A 12,036-nucleotide genomic window follows, 5' to 3' on the forward strand; every position below is an offset into this window, starting at 1 on the left:
ACTAATCAAATAAAATCACTTAAAAAGAGTATGTTAATCGAATTTAATTAAGCACACTTATGTCGCATTAAAGCGACACAAGTGTGCTTAATTAAAGGGCACGCGACACAAAGATACTTGAATATTACTCGGGACGAATGAGGCGGTCGTTGAACTAACGGGCAATTTTGCACAGTTGTTGCATTTATAATAAAGTTGTTAATTTGAGAATAAAGTAGTTTAAAACTATGCCATGGTAACTCTACAAACGGGAGATTCGTAAAATAAATAAGTGGAACAAACTGGAAATGATTTTTGGGATTATGGTATTATGAAATATAATTCTTTTATCAATCAAGAGTAGGTGTAAATAAGTGATCTTCTTATTTTTCCATGTATTAACCCATCTAGTTGGAGGTGTTTTACCTACCATTTTTTTAGTGCGAAAATATAACATTAAAGGAACTGGCAACTTGTTGCTTGTTTTTTTGGGCGCTTTAGCTGGGATGCTCCCAGATATATATGGAGGAAGAGATGTGTCCCCGTGGAGTCATTCGATTATTTTTGCTCCCTTAATGGTCATTCCATTAGCTATCATTGCAAAACTACTTCAAAAGTGCATCCCCTTTTTATTTTTACTTCTTGCCCTAACACTATCCCTACTAATAGGACATTTACTTTTTGATTTACTAGGACATGAAGTACCGTTGTTTTACCCAATAATTAATGGGAATTATTCGTTAGACATGATATTACTCGGCGATCCATGGATTCCAATTCCTCTTGTTATAGGAGCAATTCTTTACTGGTCCCGTAAAATTAATAGCCGATTTGTAATAATTCCGCTAATTTTTTGTTTGCTATATTTAGGAGTAAGATTCTCAACCAAACCACTTGTAGAACAGTATGTTAAAGATAACTATTTGCTGTCAAAAGAAGCGGTAGTGCATGTGTATCCTCCAGGGGAAAACATGATACATCCATTGAATTTGTTCGATTGGTTCCAATGGTCATATGATCTAATCGATATTCAAAGAGTGGTTAGAGCAAATATTCCTCTTATAGGTGATTACAGCAAGGGTGTCAATGTGAATTATTTCTACGATAAGCCATCAAAAATAATGACCGAGAGTGGCGTTTCTTATAGAAAACCAAAAGAAGGGGAGAAGGTCTCTCAGGTAATCAAAGAATTGAAAGATACTAACGGTACTCCGATCCTTATCTCCAAGGCGTCAGGTGAAAATTTTGTTTTTCACTTTATTGACGGTTGGAGTGAATTAACAGGATTACAAAGAGATTATTTTTTAAAGGAAAATGGTTTATAATTTCACATCAATTAATGGAAATTGGTTACCAGTCTTTGTTGGTATTTTCAACCGCGTCGTAAGTAGTGCCAGATTTACTGCGTTTTTAGCTTCAGTTTTAAACGACTTTATTATCAGGCAACAACAGTGAGATCTGAGAACCGATTTGGTGTCCAATCATGAAACCTTGTATATTACGCTAACGGGTAACGCTAACATAATCAGATTAAAACCTTCCAAAAGAAGCAAACTAGAATTATTAGCGCTTTTTATGGGAGGTTTTTATTTATGATTTTAAGTGAGTTATGGCGACTGTATGAAGCTGATAAACGTATCCAAGGGTTTAGTCCGAGTACATTGAAAGCCTATGTCCTGCAGTTCAAGATGCTGACACGAGAACTAGGTGACCTGGATATTTCTGAGGTTACTTTGAACTTGTTGAAGGAATACTTGGCAAAGCAGTCCGATCGGTTGAAACCCAGCGGCCTAGGACATCGCATTCGTTTCGTTCGTTCACTATTCCGCTTTGCCTATGAAGAAACATACTTAACCTCGAATCCTTCTTTGAAGTTATGCGAGCCCAAAATGGATAAACGCATTCCTAAGTTTTTGATCGAGGAAGATGTCATTCACTTAAAAATCTCTTGTCAGTCCCTGAAGGAAAGGGCTCTTTTAGAGTTCCTTTACAGTACCGGTTGTCGAATTGGAGAAGTGGAAAAGTTAAACGTAGAAGACCTGAACTTTGAGAATTGCTCCGCAATTGTAAATGGAAAGGGTTCAAAACAGAGAGAGGTTTACTTTACAACCGAGTGTAAAGTGTGGTTGAAGAAGTATCTCACGAGCCGTGAGGACTCTTGCAAGGCCTTATTTGTAACCGATACACATCCTACAAGACGAATGGCTATTCCGACGATTAGGTGGGCTTTAAAACGGCTTGCTAATCGGGGAGAGCTCAAAACAAATGTATATCCACATCGTTTTCGTCATACCTATGCGTGCCAGCTCCTTGATAACGGAGCACCATTAGATTTCATTCAAGGCATGTTGGGGCATGAAAAAGCATCAACCACTCAAATATATGCCCAGCTGCGCGGGGAACGCCGGCGAGAACTTTACCGTCGGTACTTTTAGCATACTGCACGATAGTGGAGCAGTATGTCGCGGCAACTGCTCCACTTTTTGTTAAACTAAAGGGCAGTTTAGTGGAATTAAATGGAGGGCTTGGAATGTCGGTGTCGAATTTAAACGAAAGCTAAAAATTTCAGAGGGAGTGATTCTAATAATGAATGACGTGAGTAATTTTGAGGCAGTACGTGTAAAAAGAAATGAAATTAAGTTAGTTGGTATCCCATTTGTTGGAGGAAGGCCTTATGCTGATAAGGGAGTTAGTCTTTTCAATGTAGCCAAACATAGCCTTCTAACGGCAGCCGAGCACTTTCCTGGTTGGATTAATAGGGACATTGTTTATGCAGTTCTCCCATCGGGTGAAAAACAATTACCAGACACGTTTTCCGTTATCGTAGCGATAGAGATTGAGAATGATGAAATGGTGCCTGAATGGTTTACTAAAATCAACATCCCACCAAGCGAATATGGACTTGTCTCTGACATCCCAATTGCTGATGAACGTCAGGGCTATCAAGCCATGGATCGTTTTTTTGAAACTTCTATGCGAGTTCCAGAAATGGTCTATGGACATTTCGAAGTGAACGATGCAAACAAACCTGGATTTTTTGAATTGTATACGGCAACCAGACCGTTAAGCTCCCTCAGAGAATAAGGATTTTCTTACGAATGCTCGCTCATTCGCAGGATTTCAATATGCATGTTAAATAGGAGTTCAGGTGTTTGGGTAGTGTGGGGCAGGCAGTTCCGTTAGAGCGTATGCGGGAACAGAAGGTGCTGAACATTTTTACAACATCTTCCATAAAAATGGTATGCTGCACGCTTCTCTCCACAAGGTCCTTGGGGATTCACTCTCCCAAATCTCGACGGGTCTTTGCCCTCACATTCCTTCGTCCTATCTATCCAAGGTGTGGAGTCCGATCAACGTTAACGGAACGGGTCTATGCCCTAAAGCGTAAAAATCTCGGTACTCCGTGCTTTCTTTGTCAGATCCTGCGAATGAGCCAATCTACGTGTCTGGGTTACGATTTACTTTATGCTGCAAACGGTGGCTGGGCCTTATCCATGGAGAATGTTTGTCCTTCTCTCGCCATGGCTACAAGCATCCGGGCCAGTTTCCCAATCAGCTTCATCATGGACTGCATTTTCGTCATTCGTTTCACTTCGGTATTGTGCGCATGCATGGCTTGGAACGCTCCATTGAAAGATAACAGGTGAAACACAGTGAAGTACAGATGCTTACGCAGTAGTGAGTTGCCTCGTTTGGTGAGCTTGATTTGCCCCTTATACTTGCCGGAACTTCGTTCTGCTAAGTTCAATCCTGCCTTTCGCAATAACTGATTTCCGTGAGACAGCTTACGTAAGTCCCCGCCAAATGCTAATATGGCAGCCGTTGCAGGAACGGAAGCACCGACAGATCGAACGAGATCTGAACAAGGAATTTCAGGCAGTATTTTTTCAATCATCTCGTCCGCTTCATCAATGATTCGGCAGATTCTTTCATACTCTTCGATGAGGTGCCTTAGCTCCCATTTGTCTTCTTCAAGGGCAGTAGTGTCTCCCACGCTATGTCTAGCGAGTGATTGAAGCTCCATTGCCTTGTTCTTACCTCGCACCCCGCCAGGTCTGGCCATGTACTCACCCCAGATCTGTACCATTTGCTCCGGAGTTAGCAGCAATAGGTCAGAAGGGGCTGGGAACCGACGCAAAGTGGCCAAAGAACGATCGCTAAAAATGTCATCAAATGCTTGTCTGTATTCTGGAAACCGGATATCGAGCCAGCGGTGGATTCTGTTCTTAATCCGTCCTGATTTAACAACCCAGTGCTCTCTATTTGTAACTATAACCCGTATGCGGCGGAATGCTTCATCCTTTGGAGCGAAGGGTGTGTAGAACCCGCGACTCATCGGCGATGACCAGAGCATCCTTTGGGTCATTCTTGGAAGGTGAGTTATCTCTGTTTTCCTTATTGCGTTTGGTTGTCATTGGATTGACAAGAGCCACATCAATTCCTTGACCCACCAACCAGTTGGCAATATTGAACCAGTAGTGACCGGTGCTCTCCATTCCCACAACGACGTCATTCATGCCGTGCATCTTCTGTAATTTCCGAATGCTATGTTCTAAATGCTCAAATCCAGCAAGGTCATTCGAAAATAGAATAGGGCGCTTGATGAGGACAATACCTCGAAAATTCCTTGGCAATGTCGATGCCTATAACCAGAGTGGTAGTGCAGATTCGTTCTACACGTTGATTTTGAGACTTAATTGGATTAGACTTCATGATAACGCCTCCTAAGGTGAGTTCTGAGGGCTGCAACCCAGTACATACTCATCGTAGCGAGGCGTACTTTTTTCTGCAAATTCAATCTGCTAACACCTACAGGAATGTTAACGGGCACGATAGTTGAATAACAAAATAAAGAGCAGGTGCCGCGGCAACCTGCTTGTTTTATTAAACTAAAAGGTAGGATAGCTCAATTACTTCGCGAATTTCCAGTAAAGAGTTGGGGGGATTTTTTGGATAATTCAATTATTTTAAGAGCTTATCTTGTTAATTTAGAGATTTCTTTTTGCAGGTTGGCAGGAAATTCCTTGATACTATACCTTAATTGTCAACCTGGTGAGGATAAAGGCTTCATAATTTGGATTGAACCAACTTGGCATTTTGCTAATCAAACTGAAGTATTGTTGGGATCAAGACAAGCACAAGTAGAGACTGACGAAGAATTACAAGAAGTTTTTGAACCATTAAAACAGCTGTTAGGGAAAAAAATTAAAAACTTAATTATTGAAGTAATAACAAATGATTTGACAATACAATTTGATGAATTTTCTATAAAGTCATTTGTTGCTGATCCGACGGATGACCATACTTGGCATGTTATTGATAACGAAAAGAGAAGAAGGTTTAAAGCAAACCCAAAAGAGATGACGGTGTACAATTGTTTGTGTACCAAGAATTGGAGCCTAGTCAAGCAACAAAAAAGTAGGGTATTCTCGGGATTGCGACGTCACCAAGAAAGGAACCCTACTCATGGCAACTATACACGAAACAACCCTATCCGATCTATTTGAAAATCTTGTCACTCAGTTTGTTCAAGAAAATCTCGAGCGTATCATGAAAGCGGAAATGAATAGCTTCATGGACGATGACGAACGAGCTCAGCACAATAGCCGCAACGGGTATTACAAACGTTCTCTCCATACCAAGTTTGGGCATATCCAGGATTTACAGGTTCCGCGGGACCGTAACGGCGACTTCCAGACTCAAGTGTTTCAACCTTACCAGCGGCGTGACGGTTGGCTGGAGGAGGCGGTCATCCAGATGTACAAAAGCGGTATGGGTACCCGCGATGTTGCTCGTTTCATTGAAAGCATGTTTGGCAGCCATTACTCGCCTACCACCGTTAGTAACATTACGGCAACCGTACTGGAGGATATCCATGCGTGGCAGTCCAGGCCGCTCAAAAGACGCTACTCCGTCATTTACCTAGACGGCCTGTACGTCAAACTCAAGCGCAGCACGGTTAGCGGTGAAGCGATCTACTTTGCCATGGGCATCGATGAAGACGGACATCGGCAGATTCTCGGCTTTTACGTAGGCGGTCAAGAGAGTGCGAACGGTTGGCGCGACGTCTTGAAGGACCTGTACAAGCGCGGTGCTCAGGAAGTCTTGTTAGGCGTGTTTGACGGCCTTCCTGGGCTCGATGACGCTTTCCGTGAAACGTATCCGAAGGCTGACGTACAGCACTGTATAGTTCACAAGGTTCGGTCTACGTTTCCAAAGATTCGCGTGCAGGATAAGGTAGAATTTATCGACGATCTGAAAACAATCTACCACGCACTCGATCACGATCTGGCTATGGCTGCTTTCGATACCGTAAAGGCAAAATGGGGCAAGAAGTACCCGAGGGAAATGAAGTCCTGGGAGGATCAGCTTCCCACACTGCTCACCTTCTACAAGTACCCAGCGCTGATCAAAGAAGCCATTTATACCTCGAATCCCATCGAACGCATGAACAAAGAATTCCGGAAGCGGCTAAAACCAATGAACAGCTTAACAAACATTGACGCTGCCGAGAAGATCATTTATCTAGATACCATAGAGTATAATGAGCGCTTCGAGAACCGCGTCATTCGTGGGTTTGGAGATCCGGCGGTTAAGAAAAAACTGACTGAGATCTTTGAGGAACGCTATCCGGCTTCAACAGCTAAAGAGGAATAAAAAACCAGCTCCCGCGCCTTCGCTTGGGCTCTGTCCTCCTCCGCCAAAAAAATCGTCAGAACATTCAAACATTTAAAAAGCAAGTGATTATCCATCGTTCCGATGGATCCCCCTACAACCTTACACAAACTTCTTGACGCTACCAAAGAGATTGTTTTAACTCAAGAATAGATAGCGGTTTTTGAGCTAAACGGATACGAGAGTTCAATAAATCACCACGAGGCGGCCGGCATGATCGGCGGCCTTTTTCTCACCTAAAGGGGAATTTAACGCAAATGGTAAAACATGAATTATGATAGTTTTTTCCGTTGACCTCAAAAGCCCTGACTGTTTATGATTTCTTTGAACGAACTATACCCAATCGCACTATAAAGGAGAATTATGGACCCGCAAATTAAAAAGCTTTTCGGAGACAAGAGCACAGCAGAAGGCGCAGCACGTTTTGGGCTGCACACGGAGGAACTGTCCTTTATTGGCGGATTTCAAAATTTCATTTTTTCCTATACGCGTGAAGGGTGCAAATACATTTTTCGTTTTACGCCGAGCACGTTGCGTTCCCCAGCAGGTTTGGCAGCCGAATTGGAATGGATTCGGTATTTGGCCGCAAATGGCATGAGCGTCTCCGAACCGATCCCTTCCGCTAATGAATTAGACGTCGAAAGTATCCCTGGAGAGACGATTTCTTTTTACGCGACCTCATTTAAGCATGCACCGGGCCATAAAATCGGTTACCCGGAATGTCTCGATAATCCCTTTTGCGTAATGTCTCCCGATTCTCCGTGCAACTGGTCAGTCCTGCGAATAAGAACCAGGGAGCAGTTTGCCGTGGGCAAACCGCTCCTTGTTTTATTTAGCTGTTGAGCAGAGTTAGTTGACTTAAGCACCAGGCTTCTTAACGACAGGGACCCAAACTTCAATTTCGCACATGTTGTTGCCTCGATCGTAAGTCATTTCAAATTCGGGGCCGTTTGCGAATTCGTAATTAGAGCTCGGGAACCATTCCCCCAAACTCGGATACACACTTGGCCCAAAATTTAGGGATCTCAACAAATGGTTGCTCTAAGAAATCTTCATCGGCTTGACTACAATCGAAACGCCGAACATTTCAAACCCTTGTTTTTCCTCGGTTTTGTAGTTCATCTCCACATCTCCTCGAATCGAAATATGAAAGGATAACCGAGGATAGGCCTTAAGTGCAATGCCTATTTCGCGCGCAGACATTGACATTACACCATGCATTTTTTTGAACGCTCTGGAAAATGCCTCGGGTGATTCGTAACCATACTTTAAAGCGGTGTCAATTAGGGCGTCGATTACTTTGACGGCCTTTTGTGACGTGAGACGTGTTTTTCAAAACGTGTCCGTACGGGCATGAGCCGCAAAGATTGCTGCTGCCCTTAGGACTCGTCAACCTTTGGAGAACCGGATCACCAACGGCCTTAACGTGGAGCATGACTTAGGGATCGTCAAGCGATAGTGCCCCTTATCGTCTTCCTTCCAGAAAGCGTTGCCAACCGCTTGCCATACGCCGTGATCGTCAAGGAACTCGATGTTCTGCGAATACCAGGCTCGATCGGTCACAAGCTGGATGCTGGAGGCTTCGTCGAGACTCAAGTTAAATAGGGCAGCCATTCGCATTCCGTTGTCGGGATGCTCCAGCGCCGCGACGAACAGGCTTGGTTGTACTGCATAGATCGGCAGAGATTGGCGTCCCAGCCACTCCAGGATGCCTCTGAACTGCTCTTTGCGTTTGTAGTTCAGAACGGATTCGTTGCGATTGGCTTGCAAATTAAAGGCCAAGACGGCGATGCGCCCCTGCAACCGATTGGTGTACGACACAACCGAAGGTGAGACAACTTCCCGGTTTTCACTCACAAACTGCGACAGGACCACCGCATCGGCCAGCGGTTTCAGCCGATAGGCGCCCGACTCTTCCCGGGTGCCCGCCTGATCCGAAAAATACATGCGCGTGCCTTCCGTATTTTCGCGCCATATGTTCGCCGGCGTAACCCGCTCGTGGCCGATATTCCGCAGTTCATCGGGTCCCAGCTCGGTCACTTCGGTGCCGATCAGCTCCCCGTACCCCATCCGGCATAAATAGGAAGCCGCAAGTCCGTCCAGGAACACGCTCCCGCTCAACATAGACATAATTTCGTTCGGCGAAAGCTCCAGCACGTTCTCGCCGCTTACGAGCAGGGGAAGGGAACCCGCAGTGTCGGAAGAAGTATACGGCGCGCAAGGAATGCCGAATTTCCCCAGCACCTGCGCCCAAGCGGGCGTTGTGCGATAACTGCCCCGTCCATGCTGGATGTGCCCATGCACATGCGCAAGCGGCCGATAAAGCAGCCGCGGGCCGGCCAGGCGGAACCCCTCGACGGAACGCCGCAAGGAAGTAAAGAAATTGCGGCTGTCCTTGATCATGGCCGTGTACCCTTTCTCCTCAAGCGGACCGTCCGTATATTGGGTAATATACGACAAAGAGCCGTCAAATCCGTAAAACATCGACAGTGCAATCAATGCCCGCAGCTTAGTCGCGGAGAAGAAGAAGCGCGAATGGGGGTAAGGATCGGACTCGTGGATGATTTCGAAATCCTCGGGCAAGGCAAGCTTCGAGTAAAGCATGTGAAATGTAATATCCGGGAAGGTGTCCGCATGGTCGAATCGGTACGAAGTTCCCCAGAGGCGTACGAGCGGTTTGGTCGTTCCGGCGAAAGCGCGGGCGACAGGTCCGGTCATGTCGCCGTCGAAATCGGACATGCCGGGCTGACAGAGCGCCATGCGCGTATCGGGCGCGACTTCGTTAACCGTCGAACGCAAGCGGGCCGCCAGCTCGACCAGGGAATCCCGCATCAGCTCGGCCCATAGCCTGCGGTATTCCACGGCCTGTTCGCCCCCGGCGCAGAAAAGCGCTGCGAGTTCCTCCCTTGAGGCTTGTCTCCCGATCCTGGATGAGAACCGCTCCAGATGCCGCGGGCAGAAGCACCCGTATCCGACCCCGTAATTGGAGCTCAGCCGGTAATCGTCTTCAAACAAGATGATGGCAGGACGAGCTCTCTCTGCGATCGTCCTTACATAAGAGCTGAATAAGCGCTGGTAGTCCGGATCGATCGGGCAGCACCCCGACTGGGAAACGGTTCCGTCCAGCCCGACGATAGGTTGGAGGCGGAGGGAATCCGCTTCCATTCGGTCTGCGTCCGGTCCCAGCGTTAGCGTAGGCGCGCACCACCAGCCAATCTCCATGCCGTCGTTTGCCAGATGCTGTTTGACTTCGTGCAGCAAGTCGCCAAATTTTTCGTATGCCAGATAAGCCGACGGTCCTTTGGCCTCTCCATTCCATACCGGGAAAACAAGCAATACTCTTCTGATTCCGGTTTCATGCCGCAATTTGCGCAGCGCCGCCAGCATGTTCTCCTTGTCCTCCTCGATAAACAAGAAGGGGACAATCGGGTCAAACTCGTAGTCCGTGTGCGTACCGTCCATGTTTTCGCTTCCTTTCTGCATAGGGAAACTTGCTAACGTCCCCATCGTACTGAAGGGCCCCCGGGAAGTAAATGGTCATTATTTATGGCAATTTGCTTTTCTTGACGCTTTTTCTTTACCCGTATATTGTATAGCTATCTGCTGAAGCCGCTTATTTGAACATCCGGCGCATGTCAAAAAAAACAAAGTGCGCAAAAATGAATGCGTTTACGGATACCGACTGCACTCCTTATCATGAAGAAGTCAAACTTGAACCAATCAAATTAGGGGAGGAATGTGCAAGATGAGCAGCAAAGCCAGATGGTATACGGGGCTGGTCGCAACGGCAGTAGGGTTGGCAGCAATAACGGGTTGTGTCTCCAACCCCAAAAACGAGGGGAAAGACGCCCCTTCTCCAAATACGGGGTCAACAAAGCCTGCTTCAACGAGTCCAAATGTAAACGATTCCAATCTGAATCCATCCGGTTTTCCAATCGTGAACAACAAAATCACCGTCAAGATGGCAGGACTGCAAGGCGCGGGAAATCCTCCGCTGGATCAGATGCCGGTCTATAAAGAATACGAGAAGATGACCAACATTCATATCGATTGGACGTCTATCCCTTCGGAGAACGCCGCAGAGAAGAAATCGCTCCTTTTTGCGTCCAACAATCTTCCGGATGCGCTCACAGTGGGTCTGACCGATCAGGAGGTACTGGCAAACGGAAGCAGCGGGACCTTGATCCCCCTGGAAGGCTTGATCGACAAATACGCGCCCAATCTGAAGAAACTGTTTGAAGCGCATCCCGAATACCGCAAGCAGCTGATGACTCCGGAAGGACATATTTACACCTTGCCTAACATCAATGAATTTTCAAGCGCGGAAACGGTGCTGATGTGGATCAATCAATCGTGGCTGGATAAACTTCATCTGCAAGCTCCGCAAAACAAAGATGAGTTGTACAAGGTGTTGAAAGCGTTTAAAGAAGGCGACCCGAACGGAAACGGCAAGCCCGACGAGATTCCTTTCTCATTCATGAAAGAGGACTTGAATCTGTTTATCGCCAACGTATTCGGACTGCTGAACTATAAAAATATTGCAGTCGGGGTTGACGGCAAAATGATACCGACGGCGATGGATCCCCGGTACAAGGAAGCTCTGCAATATCTGAACAAGCTATACGCGGAAAAACTGATCGATCCGGAAATGTTCAGTATGACCTCGTCGCAGCAAAATGCCAAAGGGGCCAACGAGCAATTGGGCGCGTATTTCCACTGGAGCATCATAACGGCCGGGGCGAAATTGGAAAACCAATACGTCGCTTTCGCCCCGATGGAGTATAACGGCAAACGAGCGACCTATTTGAGTTCTCCGCTTGGCCGCGGGCATTTCGCGATAACGAAAGCGGCCAAATCGCCGGAAGCGCTGATTCGGTGGGCCGATTATTTCTTCTCGTCGGAAGGCACGAAAATGGCGGAATTCGGTCCCAAAGGAACCGGATATGTCGACAATGCGGATGGCACTTGGGAGCAAGCGCCCGTACCGCAAGGGATGACTTCCGTGCAATTCCGTCTATCCATGACGCCGTCCGCCGGAGGATCGATGCCATATTATTATTCCAGCAGCCTGCTGGATGCAACAAAGCTGAACGATTACGACAAGAAGGTTGTCGCGTCGGCCAACAAATATAACATGCCTTACGCGAAGATGGCGTTTCCCAATACGTACATGACGGAAGACGAGCAGAAGAAGGTGGCTTCCATTCAGACCGATATCGCCAATTATGTGACGCAGATGGAGGTCAAATTTATTATGGGGGACACTTCCTTCGATCAGTGGGATAAATTTACGGATACGCTGAAGAAAATGCAAATGGATGAAATGGTGAACGTGTACCAAAAAGTGTACGATCGCTACCAAAAAAGCAATTAATGGCTGCC

General features: G+C 46.4%; 10 protein-coding genes. 7 read left to right on the forward strand and 3 right to left on the reverse strand.

Annotation, left to right across the window (positions count from 1 at the left end):
* Positions 1-353: 353 nt before the first annotated feature.
* From ACKGJP_RS08285 to ACKGJP_RS08295, 3 genes are all read left to right on the forward strand, one after another.
* A complete protein-coding gene (locus ACKGJP_RS08285; RefSeq protein WP_409345188.1) occupies positions 354-1,304 on the forward strand; it encodes a metal-dependent hydrolase in 951 nt (316 codons plus the stop codon).
* Positions 1,305-1,571: 267 nt separating this feature from the next.
* Positions 1,572-2,414 (forward strand): tyrosine-type recombinase/integrase, encoded by an 843-nt coding sequence (locus ACKGJP_RS08290; protein WP_409345189.1) that lies wholly within the window; start codon positions 1,572-1,574, stop codon positions 2,412-2,414.
* A gap of 151 nt (positions 2,415-2,565) precedes the next feature.
* On the forward strand, positions 2,566-3,063 hold the full coding sequence (locus ACKGJP_RS08295; RefSeq protein ID WP_409345190.1) for a hypothetical protein: 498 nt from the start codon (positions 2,566-2,568) through the stop codon (positions 3,061-3,063).
* 379 nt (positions 3,064-3,442) lie between these two features.
* Here the strand turns inward: ACKGJP_RS08295 and ACKGJP_RS08300 are convergent, their stop codons facing one another.
* Positions 3,443-4,042 carry a transposase gene (locus ACKGJP_RS08300; RefSeq protein WP_409345191.1) on the reverse strand — a complete coding sequence of 200 codons (600 nt, stop codon included), beginning with the start codon at positions 4,040-4,042 and terminating at the stop codon, positions 3,443-3,445.
* A gap of 232 nt (positions 4,043-4,274) precedes the next feature.
* The gene (locus ACKGJP_RS08305; RefSeq protein WP_409345192.1) at positions 4,275-4,613 is read right to left on the reverse strand and encodes a transposase; all 339 of its coding nucleotides are present in this window, start codon (positions 4,611-4,613) and stop codon (positions 4,275-4,277) included.
* A gap of 315 nt (positions 4,614-4,928) precedes the next feature.
* Between ACKGJP_RS08305 and ACKGJP_RS08310 the strand changes: the two genes are divergently transcribed.
* From ACKGJP_RS08310 to ACKGJP_RS08320, 3 genes are all read left to right on the forward strand, one after another.
* On the forward strand, positions 4,929-5,486 hold the full coding sequence (locus ACKGJP_RS08310; RefSeq protein ID WP_409345193.1) for a hypothetical protein: 558 nt from the start codon (positions 4,929-4,931) through the stop codon (positions 5,484-5,486).
* A complete protein-coding gene (locus tag ACKGJP_RS08315; RefSeq protein ID WP_409345074.1) occupies positions 5,446-6,636 on the forward strand; it encodes an IS256 family transposase in 1,191 nt (396 codons plus the stop codon). The genes ACKGJP_RS08310 and ACKGJP_RS08315 overlap by 41 nt, the downstream gene beginning before the upstream one ends.
* Positions 6,637-7,017: 381 nt before the next feature.
* Positions 7,018-7,497: a hypothetical protein gene (locus ACKGJP_RS08320; RefSeq protein ID WP_409345194.1), complete on the forward strand. Its 480-nt coding sequence runs from the start codon at positions 7,018-7,020 to the stop codon at positions 7,495-7,497.
* Between the two features lie 546 nt (positions 7,498-8,043).
* Here the strand turns inward: ACKGJP_RS08320 and ACKGJP_RS08325 are convergent.
* A complete protein-coding gene (locus tag ACKGJP_RS08325; RefSeq protein WP_409345195.1) occupies positions 8,044-10,116 on the reverse strand; it encodes a hypothetical protein in 2,073 nt (690 codons plus the stop codon).
* A 283-nt stretch (positions 10,117-10,399) separates the two neighbouring features.
* Between ACKGJP_RS08325 and ACKGJP_RS08330 the strand changes: the two genes are divergently transcribed.
* Positions 10,400-12,028, forward strand: coding sequence for an ABC transporter substrate-binding protein (locus ACKGJP_RS08330; RefSeq protein ID WP_409345196.1), 1,629 nt, complete (start codon positions 10,400-10,402; stop codon positions 12,026-12,028).
* The last annotated feature ends 8 nt before the right edge of the window (positions 12,029-12,036 follow it).

The sequence above is a fragment of the Paenibacillus litoralis genome (genome assembly GCF_046244365.1).
GTDB lineage: Bacteria > Bacillota > Bacilli > Paenibacillales > NBRC-103111 > Paenibacillus_V.